This is a genomic window from Peribacillus sp. YIM B13481, from assembly GCF_042787985.1.
Taxonomy (GTDB): domain Bacteria; phylum Bacillota; class Bacilli; order Bacillales; family DSM-1321; genus Peribacillus; species Peribacillus simplex_A.
In genome coordinates this window covers 32,745-51,168 of sequence record NZ_JBHZPE010000037.1, presented here as the reverse complement: position 1 = coordinate 51,168, position 18,424 = coordinate 32,745, and the positions used below count along the sequence as shown (strand labels likewise).

23 protein-coding genes and 3 pseudogenes are annotated in these 18,424 nt (G+C 38.8%); 18 read left to right on the top strand and 8 right to left on the bottom strand.

From position 1 onward, the window contains the following. Both ACFX4X_RS18565 and ACFX4X_RS18560 read left to right on the top strand, forming a co-directional pair. On the top strand, positions 1–332 hold a 332-nt coding region (locus tag ACFX4X_RS18565), incomplete at its 5' end, for an AMP-binding enzyme (RefSeq protein ID WP_483878229.1). A 99-nt stretch (positions 333–431) separates the two neighbouring features. Continuing rightward, on the top strand, positions 432–1,223 hold the full coding sequence (locus ACFX4X_RS18560; RefSeq protein ID WP_375166309.1) for an enoyl-CoA hydratase: 792 nt from the start codon (positions 432–434) through the stop codon (positions 1,221–1,223). 293 nt (positions 1,224–1,516) lie between these two features. Here the strand turns inward: ACFX4X_RS18560 and ACFX4X_RS18555 are convergent, their stop codons facing one another. After that, positions 1,517–1,726 carry a hypothetical protein gene (locus ACFX4X_RS18555; RefSeq protein WP_377385220.1) on the bottom strand — a complete coding sequence of 70 codons (210 nt, stop codon included), beginning with the start codon at positions 1,724–1,726 and terminating at the stop codon, positions 1,517–1,519. 156 nt (positions 1,727–1,882) lie between these two features. On the opposite strand from ACFX4X_RS18555, the pseudogene ACFX4X_RS18550 reads away from it, so the two are divergent. The 4 genes and pseudogenes from ACFX4X_RS18550 to ACFX4X_RS18535 all read left to right on the top strand — a co-directional run. Then, positions 1,883–2,298: pseudogene (locus ACFX4X_RS18550) on the top strand (transposase); the annotation flags it as partial. 172 nt (positions 2,299–2,470) lie between these two features. Further along, positions 2,471–2,605: pseudogene (locus ACFX4X_RS18545) on the top strand (transposase); the annotation flags it as partial. A 176-nt stretch (positions 2,606–2,781) separates the two neighbouring features. Further along, the gene (locus ACFX4X_RS18540) at positions 2,782–2,940 is read left to right on the top strand and encodes a YjcZ family sporulation protein (RefSeq protein WP_081108718.1); all 159 of its coding nucleotides are present in this window, start codon (positions 2,782–2,784) and stop codon (positions 2,938–2,940) included. A 92-nt stretch (positions 2,941–3,032) separates the two neighbouring features. Further along, positions 3,033–3,404 (top strand): annotated as a pseudogene (locus ACFX4X_RS18535) (transposase); the annotation flags it as partial. Positions 3,405–3,557: 153 nt separating this feature from the next. On the opposite strand, the gene ACFX4X_RS18530 reads toward ACFX4X_RS18535, so the two are convergent. Further along, positions 3,558–3,746 carry a YhzD family protein gene (locus ACFX4X_RS18530; protein ID WP_089364654.1) on the bottom strand — a complete coding sequence of 63 codons (189 nt, stop codon included), beginning with the start codon at positions 3,744–3,746 and terminating at the stop codon, positions 3,558–3,560. Positions 3,747–4,078: 332 nt separating this feature from the next. On the opposite strand from ACFX4X_RS18530, the gene cysK reads away from it, so the two are divergent. The 8 genes from cysK (at position 4,079) to ACFX4X_RS18490 (ending at position 13,109) form a co-directional block, all read left to right on the top strand. Continuing rightward, positions 4,079–5,002 carry a cysteine synthase A gene (gene cysK, locus ACFX4X_RS18525; RefSeq protein WP_089364653.1) on the top strand — a complete coding sequence of 308 codons (924 nt, stop codon included), beginning with the start codon at positions 4,079–4,081 and terminating at the stop codon, positions 5,000–5,002. Between the two features lie 189 nt (positions 5,003–5,191). Then, entirely contained in the window at positions 5,192–6,394 is a 1,203-nt protein-coding gene (locus ACFX4X_RS18520; RefSeq protein WP_284472110.1) for a metallophosphoesterase family protein, read from the top strand. 21 nt (positions 6,395–6,415) lie between these two features. Further along, on the top strand, positions 6,416–9,436 hold the full coding sequence (locus ACFX4X_RS18515) for an ATP-binding protein (RefSeq protein ID WP_377385217.1): 3,021 nt from the start codon (positions 6,416–6,418) through the stop codon (positions 9,434–9,436). A gap of 40 nt (positions 9,437–9,476) precedes the next feature. Beyond that, complete coding sequence (locus ACFX4X_RS18510; RefSeq protein ID WP_377385215.1) at positions 9,477–9,884, top strand: hypothetical protein; 408 nt, start codon at positions 9,477–9,479, stop codon at positions 9,882–9,884. A gap of 314 nt (positions 9,885–10,198) precedes the next feature. Then, positions 10,199–11,023 carry an ABC transporter ATP-binding protein gene (locus tag ACFX4X_RS18505; protein ID WP_377385213.1) on the top strand — a complete coding sequence of 275 codons (825 nt, stop codon included), beginning with the start codon at positions 10,199–10,201 and terminating at the stop codon, positions 11,021–11,023. Beyond that, the gene (locus ACFX4X_RS18500) at positions 11,016–11,714 is read left to right on the top strand and encodes a (2Fe-2S)-binding protein (RefSeq protein ID WP_377385211.1); all 699 of its coding nucleotides are present in this window, start codon (positions 11,016–11,018) and stop codon (positions 11,712–11,714) included. The genes ACFX4X_RS18505 and ACFX4X_RS18500 overlap by 8 nt, the downstream gene beginning before the upstream one ends. 175 nt (positions 11,715–11,889) lie before the next feature. Next, entirely contained in the window at positions 11,890–12,828 is a 939-nt protein-coding gene (gene yhaM / locus ACFX4X_RS18495) for a 3'-5' exoribonuclease YhaM (protein WP_061462013.1), read from the top strand. A gap of 98 nt (positions 12,829–12,926) precedes the next feature. Continuing rightward, on the top strand, positions 12,927–13,109 hold the full coding sequence (locus ACFX4X_RS18490; RefSeq protein WP_053344914.1) for a sporulation YhaL family protein: 183 nt from the start codon (positions 12,927–12,929) through the stop codon (positions 13,107–13,109). Positions 13,110–13,166: 57 nt separating this feature from the next. Here the strand turns inward: ACFX4X_RS18490 and ACFX4X_RS18485 are convergent, their stop codons facing one another. Further along, positions 13,167–14,033 (bottom strand): peptidylprolyl isomerase, encoded by an 867-nt coding sequence (locus tag ACFX4X_RS18485; RefSeq protein ID WP_284471504.1) that lies wholly within the window; start codon positions 14,031–14,033, stop codon positions 13,167–13,169. A 199-nt stretch (positions 14,034–14,232) separates the two neighbouring features. Here ACFX4X_RS18485 and ACFX4X_RS18480 point away from each other — a divergent pair, with 199 nt between their 5' ends. Together ACFX4X_RS18480 and ACFX4X_RS18475 are read left to right on the top strand one after the other, a co-directional pair. Then, complete coding sequence (locus tag ACFX4X_RS18480) at positions 14,233–14,316, top strand: YjcZ family sporulation protein (protein WP_061462015.1); 84 nt, start codon at positions 14,233–14,235, stop codon at positions 14,314–14,316. A gap of 183 nt (positions 14,317–14,499) precedes the next feature. Then, positions 14,500–14,583, top strand: a complete 84-nt coding sequence (locus ACFX4X_RS18475) for a YjcZ family sporulation protein (protein WP_061462016.1) — start codon at positions 14,500–14,502, stop codon at positions 14,581–14,583. 112 nt (positions 14,584–14,695) lie between these two features. Here ACFX4X_RS18475 and ACFX4X_RS18470 read toward each other — a convergent pair whose 3' ends face one another. After that, complete coding sequence (locus ACFX4X_RS18470; protein WP_061462017.1) at positions 14,696–14,878, bottom strand: hypothetical protein; 183 nt, start codon at positions 14,876–14,878, stop codon at positions 14,696–14,698. A 108-nt stretch (positions 14,879–14,986) separates the two neighbouring features. Further along, positions 14,987–15,373: a DUF3267 domain-containing protein gene (locus ACFX4X_RS18465; RefSeq protein WP_377385223.1), complete on the bottom strand. Its 387-nt coding sequence runs from the start codon at positions 15,371–15,373 to the stop codon at positions 14,987–14,989. A 396-nt stretch (positions 15,374–15,769) separates the two neighbouring features. On the opposite strand from ACFX4X_RS18465, the gene ACFX4X_RS18460 reads away from it, so the two are divergent. Continuing rightward, positions 15,770–16,096: a DUF1878 family protein gene (locus ACFX4X_RS18460; protein ID WP_284471503.1), complete on the top strand. Its 327-nt coding sequence runs from the start codon at positions 15,770–15,772 to the stop codon at positions 16,094–16,096. Between the two features lie 2 nt (positions 16,097–16,098). Here the strand turns inward: ACFX4X_RS18460 and ACFX4X_RS18455 are convergent, their stop codons facing one another. Next, positions 16,099–16,677 (bottom strand): HTH-type transcriptional regulator Hpr, encoded by a 579-nt coding sequence (locus tag ACFX4X_RS18455; RefSeq protein WP_061462020.1) that lies wholly within the window; start codon positions 16,675–16,677, stop codon positions 16,099–16,101. A gap of 179 nt (positions 16,678–16,856) precedes the next feature. After that, positions 16,857–17,219, bottom strand: coding sequence for a YtxH domain-containing protein (locus ACFX4X_RS18450; RefSeq protein ID WP_284471502.1), 363 nt, complete (start codon positions 17,217–17,219; stop codon positions 16,857–16,859). Positions 17,220–17,513: 294 nt separating this feature from the next. Here ACFX4X_RS18450 and yhzF point away from each other — a divergent pair, with 294 nt between their 5' ends. Further along, a complete protein-coding gene (gene yhzF / locus ACFX4X_RS25555) occupies positions 17,514–17,717 on the top strand; it encodes a membrane protein YhzF (protein ID WP_483878261.1) in 204 nt (67 codons plus the stop codon). Positions 17,718–17,815: 98 nt separating this feature from the next. Here the strand turns inward: yhzF and ACFX4X_RS18445 are convergent, their stop codons facing one another. Further along, a complete protein-coding gene (locus ACFX4X_RS18445) occupies positions 17,816–18,334 on the bottom strand; it encodes a tryptophan transporter (protein WP_061462023.1) in 519 nt (172 codons plus the stop codon). Positions 18,335–18,424: the final 90 nt, after the last annotated feature.

The window sequence follows — 18,424 nt, the reverse complement described above, 5'->3', positions numbered from 1 at the left end:
CTAAAGACTTGATTAAAAGCGGCGGTGAGTGGATTTCTTCCGTTGATATAGAGAATGCATTAATGGCCAATGAAGGAGTCTTTGAGGCGGCGGTGATTGCAGTGCCTCACGAAAAATGGCAGGAACGACCGATTGCTTGTGTTGTTTTGAAAGACGAATACAAGGGGCAGGTGTCCCAAGAAGACATCATCGAATTTTTAAAGCCGCAATTTGCAAAATGGTGGCTGCCGGATGAAGTGGTCTTTTTGGAAGATATTCCGAAAACGGGTGTTGGGAAGTTCTTGAAAAGGGCTTTGCGAGATCAGCTTCAGGATAAATATATCAAGAAGTGATAATATGTTTGTTTAATTGAAACTTTTCGCTCTATTCTGACAACTCATCAAAACTATATAATAGATTCATAGAACAAAAGAGGAGGAAATAAATTGAGTATTGAATCGACATTACCTGCAGGCACTGTTTTAGTCACATATTCGGACCGGACCGCTACTGTTGCAATGAACCGTCCAGAGGCCATGAATTCTTTAAATCCGGTAATGCTGCATGATTTCATTAATGCCCTTAAGGAAGTAAGTGAGAATGATAAAGTGGACGTCGTCATTATAAAAGGGAATGGGAAAGCATTTTCCGCAGGTGGTGACATTAAGATGATGCTCGCGCCTGGAAAAGAAAACGCTTTCGATGAACTGATGGATGGAATCAGTGAATTGGTGACCACTCTATACTTCATGCCTAAATTGACCATCAGTGCCATTCATGGTGCAGCTGCAGGGCTTGGGTTGAGTATAGCTCTTGCAACCGATCACCTTATTGCCGATTCGGACAGTAAGGTTGCGATGAATTTTATCGGGATTGGATTAATCCCTGATGGCGGCGGACACTTTTTCCTTGAACGCCGTCTTGGTGAAGTAGGTGCGAAAGAATTGATCTGGGAAGGTAAAGTGCTTACAGCGCTTGAAGCAAAAGCAAAGGGCCTCATTCATGAAGTGGCAGACGGAACCTTGGAACATGCGGTAGAGAAGAAGGTGCAATCATGGCTGCAAAGCCCGGTTCAGGCCATGATTAAAACGAAAAAGATTCTTAGTGAAAAAAATCGCCCGCTATTAATTAAGATCCTTGAGATTGAAAAAGCTGCTCAAATGAAAATGCGTCAAACAGCGGACCACCAAGAAGGAATAAAAGCTTTCGTCGAAAAAAGAAAACCGAACTTCATCGGAAAATGACTGTATGTCACTTTATGAGTTATTTTCATCTATTTTAAGCGTTATTTTGCACTATAAGTAAATATAAAAAAGTCCAATTTCTCAGCATTTAAATTGAGAAATTGGACTTTTTTCGTTACTCCGGAAAGCGCCCTTTTCTGGAATAAGCATATAAGTTTTATAATCTGGTGTACTCGAATACTATTTAACTCGATATTCGTAGTGAGTATTTAAAAATTCTCTAATTTCATTGTTAATTTCTATTGATTGTTCTTCAGAAGGAAAATGTCCCATATCCAATGTTTTGAATGCTATTAAATTTGATAGATTTCTCTCGCTACTTTGTTTAATCGATTGGCTGGGAAAAAGATATCTTTTTCTCCTGCGATAATCAAAGTTGGACAGCTGGAATGCATTAATTCCTTCTTCTCCATTAATTTAGGCATTTCTTGTTCAAGTTTAATAAATTTAAATATATCTCCAATAATGGGTTTATCAATTTCTTTCATACTATTAGTTGACATAATGTTTAATTTTATTGAAATATTTTTCAGATGAAGTAGTATTGAACAGGATTAAAGGAAGATAAATATTCTTAATCATTTCAAATTTAGACCCTGACCGTATTCTTGCTGGAGAGACTAATATAGAACAATCAATCTTATTCGGCATTAAATTGGGAATTCCTTCAAGAAGAAGAGGAAAAAGTAGTGGTCAGCGATTTAACATATGTCAAAGTCAAAAATAAATGGCATTACATTTGTGACTTTGTCGATCTCTTTAATCGTGAAATCATTGGATTAACACAGGACCTATCAAGGACGTGAAGCTTGTGGCAAGAGCGTTTGCATCTATAAAAGGGAACCTCCGTGATATTCAGCTCTTCCACACAGATCGAGGAAATGAATTTAAAAACAAACTGATTGACGAAACGTTAAACATATTTGAGATTGGTCGTTCACTAAGTATGAAAGGTTGCCCCTATGATAACGCTGTCGCGGAAGCGACCTTTAAAATCATTAAGACTGAGTTCGCCACTCTTGGCTACTTAAGTCCTCTAGAATATAAAAAATTATCCCTTAAAAAAGTTGTTTGATTTAGTTTGACAATCCAAACGTATGATTCCTTTGTGAGAGCATCGGTGTTGTGCATTCTTTTTTAAAAAGGGGAGAGGTTGGAGTTAGTATAGTTTCATGGACGTATTTTAGTTAAGTCCTTACAATGATTTTTGAGAGGACGTGTTCGTATTGGAACGTTAGAATACAGGGAAGAAATATAATAATGAATTCAAGAAGAACATTGTAGATCTTTATCACTCGGGTAATTCAGTAAGAGAATTAAGGGGCGGATATGGTGTATCAGACGTAACAATTTATAAATGGGTTAAAGAATTTACCCCTATCTGTCAGTTCCTTTAATTTTAATTTTTCTTTTTATTTCTTTAACCTTTTTTTCTCTAATTTAAATGTAAAGAATCGCACATTTAAAAGGCTTGCCAATCAGTAACTTTTTCCAGATTAGGGCATAAGATTATATAACCCATTTGAGTTCTTCCTTAACAAAAAGGAGATGTTTAGATATGTCAGGTTGTGGCAATAGTTGTGGCGGTGGCGGTATTGGATTTGGTGGAGGTTTCGCCTTTATAGTCGTATTGTTTATACTCTTAATCATTGTTGGATGTAGTTGTGCCGGCGGGTACGGCGGCGGATACGGCGGCGGATATGGCGGATACTGCTAAAACATTATAAAAAAAATCCGACCTCAATTGGTCGGATTTTTTTATTTAAAGTAAGCTTAATCACATTTTTAAAAAGAGATATTAGTTTGAAACGGCACGTTTATAAACTTGTTGGAGATATGTTAGATGAGGCGATTAAACACCTAAAACCAGAAGATACAGTCATCCTCCAATCTGATCAAGGGTGGCATTATCAAATGAAGAAGTATCAAAAAACGTTAAAAGATTCCCACATTATACAAAGCATGTCCCGTAAGGGAAATTGTTTAGATAACGCAGTCATGGAAAACTTCTTTGGCTTGTTAAAATCCGAATGGCTTTATCTCCAAGAGTTTGAAAGCATGGAGCACTTTGAAAAGAAATTAGATGATTATATTCATTACTATAACCACAAACGAATGAAGGTAAAATTAAAAGACCTGAGTCCGATAGAATACCGAACTCAGGTTTTAGAACCTGCTTAAACTATTTGTCTAACTTTATTGGGTCAGATCAAGTTTGTCTACAGTCTGAGCACTTAAAATAAGTGCCTAAAGTGACGGCCTTTCTCTATATAGTTTAAAAGGAGGATGTGAAAAACTGGATCACGCACTAAATGATGGCGCTTCCAGTTTCAATCAGCGATGAAACAGCAATAGCGCGCCTGAAGGTGATGTACAGCGATGTGTATGATCTTGATAATTTTTTTCATTCAATAGATTTTGTCCCAATTCTTTTGCTTGTTCATCATCCTCGGCTGTAAATGATTCATCCAATAGTTTTTCCCCTGATGGTTCAAAAACGGTTAATTTGTATATTTTGCTCATTTTCAAAAACTCCCTTTTCAAATATAATTCTGTCTATTTTCTAAAGATAGGTACTGTTATAAAAATCTTATCATTATCTGTCAATTTTGACTATTGTTATGTGGGGAATGTATTAAGACAGGGAATATTGATAAGTAGCAAAATATCTTGGAGAATGATGGGAAATAACTATATCGAACTAATTTAATGGTTTCTTCCTTTAAGTTTGGAAAGAATGAAAACAAAACCTATTTATACTAGAGGAATTCTCTCCTTAAAATGAAAAATCATAAATGATATAATAAACCTGAGTAAAAGGTAGGAAGTGTATGGATCGAAGGGGGATTTTTTGAATGACGGTAAAAATCGTTAATAATATCACTGAATTGATAGGAGATACACCTGTTGTAAGGATTAATCATTTAACAGCGGAGGGTGACGCTGAAGTATTTGTGAAACTTGAATATTTCAATCCGAGCCGCAGCGTAAAAGATCGGGCTGCCTTCAACTTAATTAGGCAGGCTGAATTGGATGGTATCATTCAATCCGGGGCCACGATCATTGAACCAACATCAGGGAATACAGGAATTGGACTTGCTATGAATGCCGCTGCAAAGGGGTATCGTGCCATTATGGTCATGCCGGATAATATGTCGAAAGAAAGAATCAATATCTTAAAGGCATACGGAGCGGAAGTTGTCCTCACCCCTGCATCCGAGAGGATGCCTGGAGCCATTCGTAAAGCTGAGGAACTTGCAGCAGAGATTCCTAATAGCTTTATTCCGCAGCAATTCGAAAACCAAGCCAATCCTGATATTCACAGAGTGACGACAGCAGTCGAGATTTTGGATCAGATGGATGGAAACCTGGATGTGTTTGTCGCTACTGCTGGAACGGGAGGAACGATAACCGGTACAGGTGAAGCCTTAAAAGAGCATCTGCCGGAGTTAAAGGTTGTCGTTGTCGAGCCTAAGGGTTCCCCAGTTCTTTCCGGCGGAAAGCCTGGTCCTCATAAGTTAGTGGGTACGAGCCCTGGTTTTATCCCCAATATTTTAAATACAGAGGTATTTGATGAAATCGTTCAAGCGGCAGATGAAGATGCGATTTCCACCATGAAGGATTTGGCTTCAAAGGAAGGTATATTGATTGGACCTTCAGGAGGTGCTTCTGTTTGGACTGCCCTGCAGGAAGCCCGTCGTCTTGGAAGTGGCAAACGAGTATTATGCATTGCACCGGATAATGGTGAACGATATTTAAGTATGGATATTTTTAAATAAAGAAAAGACCGAATGCCGTGCATGAAACAATGTTCACGCCATTCGGTCTTTTTCCTAATGAATTTGCCCATACTGGAATAACCAGGTACCAAATGCCGGATTAAAATAATAATGTATGGGAAAGTATGTTCTGTACGTGTTAAAATTAAATGTATGTTTAAAGAAATCGAGGTGATAACTTTGAGCGGTGTGAAGTTCATTCATGCGGCAGATCTCCATTTGGATAGTCCCTTTTCAGGGTTGAAGGATATGCCGACATCTATATTAAAGGGATTAAGGGACAGTCCGTTTAAAGCTTTTAAAACTATCATTAATGAAGCAATTTCCCATCAGGTTGACTTTATCGTGTTATCGGGGGATCTATTTGATGGGGAAAATCGGAGTCTCCGGACACAGGTCCGGTTTCGAGCTGAAATGGAAAAACTCCAGCAGCATCAGATCCCTGCTTATATCATTCATGGTAACCATGATCATCTCAGCGGCTCATGGACTACTGTGGAGCTGCCGGATAATGTCCACGTATTTTCAGGGAAAACGGAAGTGAAACGGTTTGAAAAAATCGATGGGACGACTGTCCACCTTTATGGATTCAGTTATCCACGCCGTCACGTAAGGGAGAGAATGATTGAAACCTACATAAAAGCTGAAGGGGCCGATTATCATATAGGTCTGCTTCATGGGAATTTGGAAGGCAATTCCGAACATAGCCCATACGCCCCTTTTTCATTGAAGGAACTAGCTGCTAAAGATTTCGATTACTGGGCATTAGGCCATATTCATAAACATCAGGTAGTATCAGAAGATCCGCTGGTGATTTACCCAGGGAATATTCAAGGCAGGAATCGAAAGGAATCTGGCGTTAAAGGGTGCCTTCTCGTCGAATTTGACGGAGACACGAAGCGCCGTTCCTTTATTGAGACCTCTGAGGTGATATGGGAAAGCGAAACAATTGAAATATCCGCGGAAGGTGGATTTGATGCCCTGCTCAAACAATGCAAGGAAGTAGTTGAACAGAAGGGTTTCGATGGGAGAAGCTTTCTTTTGGAATTGAAGCTGGATGCAGGTGACGCAGCAGGCCCTTCCGGGGAATATCTTGAGGAATTAAACCAGATTTTGCAGGATGAGGAGCAAGGAGAATCGTTTATCTGGGTGTATAAAATCAAAGTCATCCATTCCATGCCGATGATTAGGTCAAATGAAAGAATATCGCCCTTTATGGCTGAGGTATCGATGCTTGCATCTGAATTTGATGATACGGATGCTGCTCTGGCCCCGCTTTATATTCATCCGGGTGCAAGAAGGTTTCTTGATTCAATAGAGCCGGAAGAGCAGAGGGAGCTTTTGGATGAAGCGGAAAGATGGCTTTTGCAAGTTTTTGAAGCGAATAAATGAATGTAGGGAGGAGGAACGGATTTGATTATTAAAGACCTCCATGTTTATGGTTACGGCAAACTGGAAAATCAGCGTTTTCCTGAATTGGGACAGCTGCAGGTTTTCTTTGGGGAAAATGAATCGGGCAAGTCAACGATCATGTCCTTCATTCATAGTATGCTGTTTGGTTTTCCGACAAAGGTTCAAAACGAACCGCGTTACGAGCCCAAAATGCATGCCAAATATGGGGGAAGGCTCAGTCTCATAACAAAAAATGATGGGGAAATCGTCATTGAGCGTGTGAAGGGAAAAGCTACTGGTGATGTGAAATTGACCTTCGAAGATGGAAGGGTTGGCGGTGAGGAAGAATTGAATGAAATTCTCCATGGCGTTGATAAAAACTATTACCAAGCCATTTTTTCTTTCGACCTTCAAGGTCTGCAGGGATTACATACACTAAGTGAAGGGACCATGAGTAAATATCTGCTTTCAGCTGGGCTTATTGGGAATGATAAACTTCTTGAAGCCGAAACGAAATTGCAAAAGGAGCTTGATTTAAGGTTCAAGCCATCAGGCCAAAAGCCTTTACTGAATGTGAGGTTGAAAGAACTTAAGGAATTGCAGAAAAAGGTAAAAGCATCAGAAGAAGAACAGCAGTCATATACGGCATTACTTCAGGAAGAAGCAAAACTTAAGGAGGAGCTCTCTAAAGTCACGATAGATATTCAAGAGATTGAAGAAAACCTTGTTAACGTGAGTACTTTTCTGCGAATTAAGCCCTTGGTTGAAGAACAGGAGGACCTTGAAACCGAAATAAGTAAAATCAAGGATGTAAGTTTTCCTGTCGATGGTTTAAAAAGACTTGAACAGTTTCAGGCAGTTGGAATGCCCATGAAAGCCCAACTGGCCGCATTGACGGATAAGATGGCCAAACTTGAAGGGAATCTCACGGAAATCGAAATCAATCCTTTCATCAAGGAACATAAAGATCAGATTGAGCATGCTATCGATCAAGGAACATTGCTGGAGAAGCTTGAGCTGGATATAAGAAGAGCGGAACATGATAGGCTGATGGAAGAAAAGAATATCGAAAAGGTGAAGCAGCAATTATTCTTGGATGTTTCTGATGATGAAATAAGAAAACTTGATATCAGTAGTTTTATGAAGGAAAAGGTCAAAAGGACGGAGAGGGAAAAGCATCAACTTCAAAATGATAAAAAACAGCTTGATGAGAAATATGGACAGCAAAAGGGAAGTCTGGAAGCTACAGAATCCCGCTTGAAGGAGATAAAGGCCCAGTTACTGCCAGATGAAAAAAGAATCGAGCTGGAGTCCTTATACAACAAGCAGAATAACACCGAATTTGAAGCAGCACAATCCCTTATTCTTGATGAACAAATACTCGAGCTTGAAAAGCAATTGGCTTTACAGAGAAAGAAGGAAGCGCATAACCGTAAACGTTCACTTATCATGAATGGCAGTTTAATAGTACTTCTTTGTTTAGGTGCGATTGGAAGTTATTTCAGTGAACAGATTTTGTTGGGAATTATACTTCTAGCCATGGCTGTTCTGTTTGCGGTTTCCAGGTCCCTCTTCAAAGGTGATGATATATTGTCAGGGTATATCCGGCAATTGGATGTGATGAAAAGGAAAAGGGCTGCAATTGGAAGTGAAACCAATCGAGTGAATGAAGGGGAGTCGATAGGACAGTTGCTTGAACTGGACCGACGTCTCCAAAGGCGGCTTGAAAGTGAAAGGTTCAAGTATGAAGAAAGAGAGGAAGCGTTTGAATCGACGATTCAGGAATATACCGCTTGGGAAGCTGGCAGGGACCGATTGGAAAAAGAGGTGAGAGGCATTCTAAGCGGTTGGGGCATGTCTTATCCCGGAATGGAATACAATCTTGAATCTGTATTTGAACTGCTTGAGAAATGGAAGGAAGCCGTTGACAGAAAATATGAAACAATCAAGCGGTTCCAATTTCTACATACAGAGTTTGAAGGTAAATCGAAGGCTTTATTTCATTTTGCATACAGCCTTGATTTCGAACCTGCCACATGGCGGGAAGCGATTAGCCTTTTGAAACGGGAAATGAATAAAACGGTTGAATTCTCCGTTCAATTAACGCAATGGATGCAGGAACGGAGTCGTTTGGCGAACGAAATCGAGCAGTTGACGATGGAAAAAGACTATCTCGATGCGGAAATGGAACAGCTTTTTGAGATAGCGAATGTAAAGGGTGAGGAAGAGTTCAGACATGACGCCGCCTTGTCCGAAAAGAAAATCACTTTCCAAAAACAACTTGATTTGATTACCATTCAAATTGGACAATCGAGAATGCTGCCTGATCAAATCCAAACTTACCTAAAACAGGGGATCACCACATATACATTTGAAAACTTGGAACGGAAACGGAAGGATTCTGTAAAGGTGAAATCACTTTTATTAGAGAAACAGTCGGATGCGAAGCATAGGATAAAACAGCTTGAAGCTTCAGGGATTCATGATGACCTACTTCATCGTTTTTATGAAGACAGGGCTGCGTTTAACGAAGAAGCAAAGGAATGGGCGAAATTGGCAATAGCCAAAAGCTTATTGAATAAAACCTTGGACCGATATAAAAGGGAACGCCTTCCGAAGGTCATCGCCGATGCAGAGCGGCATTTTGCCTTTTTAACGAATGGAAGCTATCGAAAAATCATCCTTGACCAGTCGGGAGAAGGAATTTGGGTACAGCGAAGTGATGGCTTGAGTTTCAGGGTTGAAGAGGTCAGCCGCGGGACAGCAGAGCAAATATATGTTTCCCTAAGGCTCGCACTTGCTGATCATACTTTTGAAAATGATTCATTCCCTCTCATCATTGATGATAGTTTCGTCAATTTTGATGAGGAAAGGACAAAACGGACGCTTGAGTTATTGAAAAAGGTATCGGAAAAGCGGCAAATTTTCTTTTTTACGTGTCATCGACATGTAGTGGAACACTTTACTGAAAATCAAGTAATTCATCTATCCAGTCCCGTATTGCGCCAAAATAGGAATGATTTGATCATCCCCAAAATATAATGGGATTTAAACTATAAAAAAGAGAGTGAAGTCATTGAATATGAATGAGTTTATAGGCCACCATGATTCTTCCCTAGAGTTAATCATCGAAAAGGAGTTTCCTGATAGACGATGTGTTGGGGGAAAATATTCTGCCGAAGGGCATACGATCACTTTGTATAGGAGAGATATCGAAATTCAGTGTGAACGCTCCCTAGGCTCGCTTCAGAGGCTCGAGGAATATACATGGGTGATTCTCACACATGAGATGGGACACGCGTTAGACCCCGACCTTGCTTTGCTGAGTGAGGAGCTATACAATACAGGAAAATCAGAAATCCTTTATCAAATAGAGGTCAATGCCTGGAACATCGCAGAAGGATTAGTCCCTTTTATCGATCAGGATTTATTTACCTTCATTAGAGATGAATCCCTGGCACATTGTACTAACCGCCTGCTGGTCGGTTAAAAAGCTCTCCAAATGGAGGGTTTTTTTTATCTAAATGGAGTTTGAAAGTTCAAACAGGTGATTGCCCTAAAGGGTGAACATGTACTAATGAATCGTTTGTGCGGAAGCTAAAGGCAAGTGGTAATGATAGGGTAATGGACTGGATTTTTTTACATTAATGTTTCCAAAGAAAGCTATATCTTTAATTGAGTGACACCTTATGATTCATTTGAGAGGAATGGGACACGAAATTTTGGATATATTCTTTTTTAAGATTGACAGTGAGAATCATTTTCATTAAACTAGTATTATTAGACTAAAAGGGGAGTATTTTAATGCGACCAGCTATTAACACACAGTCTCTATCGCTCGGTTATGGTGATAAATTAATTATAAATGATATGAATATAAAAATACCCGATGGGGAGATCACCGTGTTCATCGGTGCTAATGGATGTGGAAAATCAACACTGCTAAGGTCGGTTGCCCGCTTGTTAAAACCTCAATCCGGCTCAGTTTTACTTGAAGGCAAAGCGATTTCAACCATGTCATCGAAGGATGTAGCAAGAAAGATGGCGATCCTTCCGCAGTCGCCTGTTGCTCCTGAAGGACTCACAATCTATCAACTTGTTAAACAAGGAAGATATCCTTATCAAAGTTGGTTAAAACAGTGGAGCTCCATGGATGAAGAAAAAGTTCAAAAGGCAATTGAAGCAACGAACCTGACTGAAATGAAAGATCGTGCAGTCGATGAATTATCGGGAGGTCAGAAGCAACGCGCATGGATAGCGATGACTCTGGCTCAGGATACGGACATCATTTTGTTGGATGAACCGACTACATATCTTGATATGACCCACCAAATCGAGATTTTGGACTTATTGTTCGAGTTGAATGAGTTTGAGAACAGAACGATCGTGATGGTGCTTCATGATTTGAATTTAGCTTGCCGTTATGCGGATAACCTGGTGGCACTTAAAGACGGAGCGATACATGCTCAAGGTCGGCCAGAGGATATCATCACGCCTGACTTGGTGCAGCATGTATTCGGCATGGAGTGTCAAATTTCTTTTGATCCAATTTTCGGCAGTCCCATGTGCATCCCGTTTGGTAAAGGCCGTTACGCTCGAAGTCAGGTGAAAGCGCTAGCCAATGCATAACCTCTCACCATCTATTGAAAAAGAGCTTCAAGGATATCGCATATCGTTTCGAGATGATGCCAAGGTTTCCAAGACTTTCAATCATGTTGATGAGCTGATTGAGTATGCACAAGCCCGGTCTGGGGCGGAAACGTCAAGAATAGCAATTTCAATGTGGTTCAGACGTTATGCTTTTTTTGTCACGGCACAATTTTACATGTTCAGCAAACATCGTCTTATCTGGGAAGGCACACTTCAGGACATTGGCGTTTTGGATGATCCAGAAGATGAACATTGGCTTCCAGATTTTTTGCTGAAAATTAACAGGTGGAGCAATGTTCCGGAAAAGGAAAGCTCTTCTGCCCTACATTCCATATTAAGCAGCTTTGGAGCGGATGCCATTCGCACATTTTCCGGAACTACTAAAATATCGAGACTTGTACTTTGGGAAAATATTTGGAGCTACACGGTCTGGATGTATAGCGAGTTACTGAAGCAGACAGATATAAAGACGCGGGTTGGAAGGGACATTGAAAGGCTGCTTGAAGATGAAACATGGGTGAATATTGAAACACGTTCACCTTTTAAAAGATTCATTGGGGAAAAAAATGTTCCGGAGTCCATGAATCCTTATAAACGGGTGACATGCTGTTTATATTTCCGAATTGAGGGCCAGGATAAGTGTGCGTATTGTCCGAACAAGAACTGTTGAAATAGATCTGAATGGAAAACCAGGCTTGATTTCAAGCCTGGTTTTCCTGTGGGGTGAAAGTGACGGCAGCTTAGTCTTTTCCTTTCAATTGTCTGTCACTTATTAACGAAAACTAAACGCACTAACTAGATTGATATGTTATAATGTTGATATTTAATTGAACGGGGGCAGTCGCATGGGAAATGGGATCATACACTACGGAATTGGTGAAGTAGTAGATATATATATGTATATTAAAACGAGTACAAAAGCGGTTGCAAGTAATGGAAAGCCGTTTTTAACATTGATTTTGTGTGATAAAACCGGGGAAATCGAAGCAAAGCTATGGGATGTTTCCGAGGCTGATGAGAAAACATACAGTGCGGAAGCTACGGTGAAAGTCCAGGGGGAAGTCCAGAATTATCGGGGACGCAGCCAATTGAAAATCCGTAATATTAGACTTACATCAGATGCCGATGGCGTCACGAAAGCCGATTTAATTCAAACGGCGCCTTTAAGTCAAGAAGAAATGATGGAAACCATCACTCAATTCATTTTTGAAATGAGGAATCCGAATATCCAAAGGGTGACTAGGCACCTCATTAAAAAATACCAGAATGAATTCCTGACGTTTCCTGCTGCCACCAAGAACCATCATGAGTATATGTCGGGACTTGCCTATCACGTGGTATCGATGTTAGGGCTGGCTAAGGCCATTTCAACACTATATCCCTCGCTCAACAGGGATCTTTTGTATGCAGGAGTCATCCTGCATGATCTTGGAAAGGTACATGAGCTATCTGGGCCTGTGTCGACTGTTTATACTGTCGAAGGGAACTTGTTGGGGCATATCACCATCATGGTAAATGAAGTCGGTAAAGCTGCAGAGGAATTAGGCATTGAAGCAGAAGAAATCATGATTCTAAAGCACTTGATATTAAGCCATCATGGTAAAGCGGAATGGGGCAGCCCCAAACCGCCAATGGTGAGGGAAGCGGAAGTGTTACATTATATTGATAATATGGATGCCAAGATAAATATGATGGACCGCGCCTTGGAAAAAGTGAAACCGGGTGAATTTACGGAAAGAGTCTTTGCGCTCGATAATCGTTCATTCTATAAACCAACATTTTAATGAATATGCTTCTTTCTCGATGGAGAAAGAAGCATATTTTTTTTGTTCACGCATATCCTCTATTAAATGTATAGTAGATTTTTTGGGAGGGAATGGACATGCCAATTTGGATCTGGTTCGTGTTTATTGGAATAATCGTCAGTGCAGTCATGTCAATTTGGACCGCTAGGCAGGAACGCCTCATAGATGATGCATGGATTGAGAAGGAAGGTCAGAAGTACATTGAACGTATGGAAGAAGAGCGTGAAAGGCGTAAAAAGGATATAAATCAGGGAGCATAGCTTGAATGATGAGAAAAAAAGCGACAGGCCAATGGCCTGTCGCTTTTTACTATCCAATTATTTTTCAGCTTTAGTTGCGTCACCAGAAGTGATGGCATCTTTTAGATCTTTATCTTTAATCTTCACGTCAGCTTTTTTGACTTCTGAATTCAAAATATCTTGAACTTTAGCTTGGTCAATTTGAGCGACTTTCAACTTATACTCAAGATCTTTTTTCATATCTTTATATGGTTTCTTTTCTTTTGTATCAAGAAGTTGGATGATGTGGTAGCCATAATCGGATTTAATCGGTTTGCTGATTTCATTTTTCTTCATTTTGTAAGCTTGTTCTTCAAATGCAGGAACCATTTCACCTTGACCGAACCAGCCTAGCTCCCCGCCTTTTTGAGCTGTGCCTGTGTCTGTTGAATATTCTTTTGCAAGTTTAGCGAAGTCTTCGCCTTTGGCCAATTTAGCTTCAACTTCGTCAGCGGTTTTTTTGTCTTTTACAAGAATATGTCTCGCTTTGATTTGTGGTTTATAGTCTTCATAAGCTTTTTTTACGTCAGCTTCTTTTACTTTAATATCAGCAACGGCTGCTTTTTCTTGAAGCATGCCGATTTTAAGTGCACGTTTAAGATCATCTTCGCTCTTATATCCGGAAGAGGCCAGGGCAGTTTGGAAATTTTCACCCATTTGTTTTTTAAGCTCGTCCGTTTTAGCTTTTACTTCCTTATCCGTTACTGTATATTTCTCGGAAAGAACTTTTTCATAAATAAGTTCTTGAAGGACGGCATCACCATAACGGTCTTTCATTACATTGTAAAGTTCTTCTTTAGATATATCTCCCGCTTTAGTTTCCACGACTGCTTCCTTGTCGCTGTTGCATGCTGTAAGTCCGATCAGCCCTGCAGTAACAGCAATCGATAATGCCCATTTCTTCATAAAAACAACTCCTAGTTTTAAGTTTCTGGTTTGCTATTCTTCGTATTTCCACAAAATTAACTATAACATATTCTGGTTAGTTTACAAAAAATAATATATTGGTGTTTGAATAAGAATTTTTGGAAAATGGGTGAACGCCTACCCAGATAAAGAACCATTACATATGATAAATCGAGGACATCCAAAAGGAGGTAGCATAATGAGTAATGGATTTAACGGAGGTTTCGCTTTGTTAGTGGTGTTATTCATTTTATTAATAATTGTAGGAGCATCCTTTTGCTAATAGTTCGCAATATTAATAATGGAAAGAGCCCACTCCTTTTGCCGTGGAGTTGAATAGGATAGGGTAGCCGCTACAAAAAAGATTGAATTGATTATCAAGCTATGAAAGGAATGGATTCCTTTTGGCGGATATAAGAGTGTGCATGAAAATGCTATTACTTAAGAATGGAAGGGAGGAAGATCAATGTCTGGAGGAATAGGTGGAGGCTTTGCTCTAATTGTCGTTCTTTTCATCCTGTTAATCATCATTGGAGCTTCTTGGTTATAAACTCATAAACAAAAGGCGAAGCTGACCGCTTCGCCCTTTTTCTTTATGTGGATAATGCGCCGGGTATCACCAATGTATGTAACAAATGATGGCCATCATTTGTTGCTTATCTCTACGTATACAAAATTTCAATATAGGAGGATAATAACATAATAGTAATTAAAACATTAATGATCCTGAATACTTTAGGCTGCCGGTCTTCAGCAATTTCTTTTTGAATGCATAAAGAGTTTGTCATTCTATTAATATTATAAAGAATCAAAATAGCAAAAATAATAAACCAGAACGAGATCAAAACCTAAAATCCCTCCTTGCAAAACATCATGTATAAATACGATACCAAATTATAATGAAAAAAGATACCTAAAAATCTTATCAGGCATCTTTATGAATAGATAAGGAATCACTTTTGAATAAGTATATCGTACCCTTCTAGATGTTCTTCGATATATGAATGTCCTGGGGAACCAACCAGGTTTTTTATATAAATAAAATCCGACACGCATAATCCAGTGTGCAGGGATAATAAAATAGTGAAATAATGGATGTAATGTGGAAAACTAAGGGCACAACCAATCAATATGACAGACATAATGAAGAAAGGTAACACAAGGGTCAAGAGATAGAGGTGCTTTCGAATCGGATAATGCACATTGACCCTGCATGTAAGCACAAGTTTCCACTTCAAGGACCAAGAAGTTTTTACTTTTTTACATAAAAATCGTAAAGGTAAATAGTGTAATAGTTTGTGAACAGGATATAATAAGAGCAATAGGCTAAAAAATACCATTGTTTGATCGTCATACAAAACAACATGGGATGAAAAGACACTTAATAATGTATAGATCAGAACAAAAGACATCAATATAGTAAAAACTGAAAATAAGATCAGACGGCAATTCCCATATTGTTTTGCCACGTCAATTGTTTTCCACGAATTCATTTAGAATCAGCCCTCCAAAGACCGTTGAATTTACCTACATACATTACGATGAATGGGTGGAAAAAGCAATAGAATTCTTGGATTAAGTTTTATGATAATAATCACTTTAGAGTGGATGAATATTAAAGACGTTTAAGGCCGGGTTTTGGACATGGATTTGGCTGATTTTTTTGAACGTGAAAATCTGATTGGTTTTAAGTCTTTTATGATAAAATTGAATGATTGATTGGGGATTAATGATGTATGAATAATATAAATGAAGAAATAGAAATACTCCGTTTTCATCAAAGGCTTTTATTAAACATGATACGTAATCCGGAGGCCAAGTTGGACTTTCTTTTTGTGGAAAAAAATTTCACGAAGAAGGAAGCGGAAGAGTTATTAGAAACATGTGATATCTTGAGCAAGCGCTACGAAATAGAAAAAGCGGAAGGTTACATGAACTTTCGACCGCTTTTTAATCAATTTGAAAGAAAGGTTAATCCAAGAATAACCATAAAGGAATGCATTGATGCATGCCTCTCACAAGGTTTATATGTATCATTCATGAAGGAAATGGATAGAGTGTGAGATTAAACTGGTTCAGTTTCTTTCTCTATCTTTTTTTTTGTGATTTTACCCTCCACGTCAGTAAATTCCTGATCAATGTTATCGAAGGATCGTTCAAAGATTTGCATGAAATCTTCACCGTATATATTACGTATGACAGCCATCATTTCAATCATATCCGGAAACTTCCCATAAAGCTCACGAAGTGGAAGTGCACCTGAGAAAGCAGAGTTCTTACTTGGGTCATATGTCTCCATTAAATCAAGTAGAAGCTTTTCACCTTCTGGGGTGATCTCTATATACGTATTCCTTTTGTCATTTTCTTTCTTTGAAAAAGTTAAAAACCCGCGTTCTTCTAATTTTTTTGAAAAATTAAATGCCGTAGAAACATGCATGACCCCAAATTTTGCAACATCTGAAATGGAAGAGCCATTAAGATGGTAGGCAATCCAAAGAATATGGTGCTCATTGATATTTAAATCATAGGGCTTAATCCATTGCTGCCAATCTTTTTCAATCGATTTCCATAATGCTTTGCTTAATTGTGCAATTCGTTGACTAAAAATCATTGCTTCTTTCATAGAATAATTTTTATTCTGCATATTATGGGCTCACCTACTTATAAGATTCTGTATATTTATTATGACAATAAAATAAAAATTAATAAAGAAAATATTTGCGAAATTTTTAGAAAATTTTATTTTTTTTAATTGAATTCTCCATTTCACTCCAATAAACCATGTGATTTATTGGTAAAAATGGAGAACCAAGCTTGTGTGTATTAATTTTTGGAAGCAGGGATTACCCTTTCCAATTCTTTTAAAGAATTTTCAATTTCTTGAACGTTCTTCAATAATTCATTCTTATTGGGTTCGATTTCCTGCTTCCAGTTCTCGATGACGACCTGAACATCCGAAATGAAGGCTTTTACCGTTTCTTTGCTGATTTGTGTAGCTTCCATCGTGTCATCTTTAATATTTAGCATTTTCACCTTTAACTCATCAATTGTATTCTTAATTTCTTCCGTATTCGTTTTGATGCGGGTCCGTAAGTCTTTACCTGAACTTGGAGTAGAAAGTAAGGTTGCTGCACCCGCTACGACCGTTCCGGTTAAAAAGCCAATTAGTAATGATTTTGCTTTCATTAGGATCACCTCATTTTATAATATTGTTTTCGCTTTACATGGTCTAAATCCCTGCTGAAAAAAGCATCAATTGGAAATTATGATAAATAGGGATAGAAATACTATTGATATCAAAATACCATAATTTTCATTCCTATGGAAGAGTATAGACCATTTTATCTTTATATCACAAAAATATTTTTTTAAACTTAGATAGTAAATATATAATATTTAAAAATAACTTGAAGCTTTATTAAAAATGCTTCATATAAAGGAAAGAACAGCATATAGATAGTAAAAACAAGCTGTCGGAACATGGATGGCACTGGTGGGTTAATAATGAAAATCATTTTTTCATTAGGCCTGATATGCTTGTGTGGAATGGGGTATTTTCTACGAAAAGCAAAAACTCCTGGCATCTATCCGCCTAAGAGGGTGCTCCAGGCTAGAGCCTTCGCTATGGGTCTTCCCGGAGGGTTACTGCTTTTGATTTGGTTTATGTGGATATTGATTCATTGATCCTTGGAGGATGATTCTGATTAGACTCCAGATTCATAAGAGTGGAAAAAAAAGCACCGGACATTCCGGTGCTTTTTTAAATATGATGATCCTGCTGCTTAAGCATTAATGGGTATATTAGATTTTCTTACGATGCCGTTCACAATTGGATAAATGATGACCATCGCAACTGTATTTAGCAGTACGGCAGGAAGCACAACAGCGCCGAAAAGTGCAACGAAAGGCCCTGGAAGGGAAACGATATAATAAGCCGAACCAAGGAAGACAGCACCGGAAATTATTGTTCCTACGGCAGTCAAGACACTAACCGTGACAACGGACGTTGAAAATTTCTTAAGACTGATGAATAAAAGGTAAAACAGAAAGGCTGTTGCCAATTTGTCTATGATATTTGGAATCTGTCCACCAGGAAATGTAGTTGTCATGGCAGAGATGGCTCCAGCAGCCAAGGCGACAATGAATACATTCTTCTTCGCGGGAAACAGCGTGATCGCCAAAAACATCATCAACAGCATCATATCCGGTTTCATTCCAAGGAAGAATCCAGGAATGATAAAATGCAGGGCAGCCCCAATCCCGATTAATAGGGACAGTGACACAAGGGTTTTCGTTTTCATTTACTCATCTCTCCTATTCTCATCTCAACTAACATCTTTTCTTCAACAATGCACTATTGCCTGTTGCAAGAAGTTTAAAATAGTATATCA

Coding starts and splice junctions, on each gene's coding strand:
- ACFX4X_RS18485 (WP_284471504.1), bottom strand. CDS start 14,033: ATGAAGAAATGGGCATTATCGATTGCTGTTACTGCAGGGCTGATCGGA.
- ACFX4X_RS18450 (WP_284471502.1), bottom strand. CDS start 17,219: ATGAAAGCAAAATCATTACTAATTGGCTTTTTAACCGGAACGGTCGTA.
- ACFX4X_RS18510 (WP_377385215.1), top strand. CDS start 9,477: ATGAATGAGTTTATAGGCCACCATGATTCTTCCCTAGAGTTAATCATC.
- ACFX4X_RS18505 (WP_377385213.1), top strand. CDS start 10,199: ATGCGACCAGCTATTAACACACAGTCTCTATCGCTCGGTTATGGTGAT.
- yhaM (WP_061462013.1), top strand. CDS start 11,890: ATGGGAAATGGGATCATACACTACGGAATTGGTGAAGTAGTAGATATA.
- ACFX4X_RS18480 (WP_061462015.1), top strand. CDS start 14,233: ATGAGTAATGGATTTAACGGAGGTTTCGCTTTGTTAGTGGTGTTATTC.
- ACFX4X_RS18475 (WP_061462016.1), top strand. CDS start 14,500: ATGTCTGGAGGAATAGGTGGAGGCTTTGCTCTAATTGTCGTTCTTTTC.
- yhzF (WP_483878261.1), top strand. CDS start 17,514: ATGGATGGCACTGGTGGGTTAATAATGAAAATCATTTTTTCATTAGGC.
- ACFX4X_RS18465 (WP_377385223.1), bottom strand. CDS start 15,373: ATGGTATTTTTTAGCCTATTGCTCTTATTATATCCTGTTCACAAACTA.
- cysK (WP_089364653.1), top strand. CDS start 4,079: ATGACGGTAAAAATCGTTAATAATATCACTGAATTGATAGGAGATACA.
- ACFX4X_RS18455 (WP_061462020.1), bottom strand. CDS start 16,677: ATGCAGAATAAAAATTATTCTATGAAAGAAGCAATGATTTTTAGTCAA.
- ACFX4X_RS18460 (WP_284471503.1), top strand. CDS start 15,770: ATGAATAATATAAATGAAGAAATAGAAATACTCCGTTTTCATCAAAGG.
- ACFX4X_RS18555 (WP_377385220.1), bottom strand. CDS start 1,726: ATGTCAACTAATAGTATGAAAGAAATTGATAAACCCATTATTGGAGAT.
- ACFX4X_RS18490 (WP_053344914.1), top strand. CDS start 12,927: ATGCCAATTTGGATCTGGTTCGTGTTTATTGGAATAATCGTCAGTGCA.
- ACFX4X_RS18540 (WP_081108718.1), top strand. CDS start 2,782: ATGTCAGGTTGTGGCAATAGTTGTGGCGGTGGCGGTATTGGATTTGGT.
- ACFX4X_RS18445 (WP_061462023.1), bottom strand. CDS start 18,334: ATGAAAACGAAAACCCTTGTGTCACTGTCCCTATTAATCGGGATTGGG.
- ACFX4X_RS18500 (WP_377385211.1), top strand. CDS start 11,016: ATGCATAACCTCTCACCATCTATTGAAAAAGAGCTTCAAGGATATCGC.
- ACFX4X_RS18530 (WP_089364654.1), bottom strand. CDS start 3,746: ATGAGCAAAATATACAAATTAACCGTTTTTGAACCATCAGGGGAAAAA.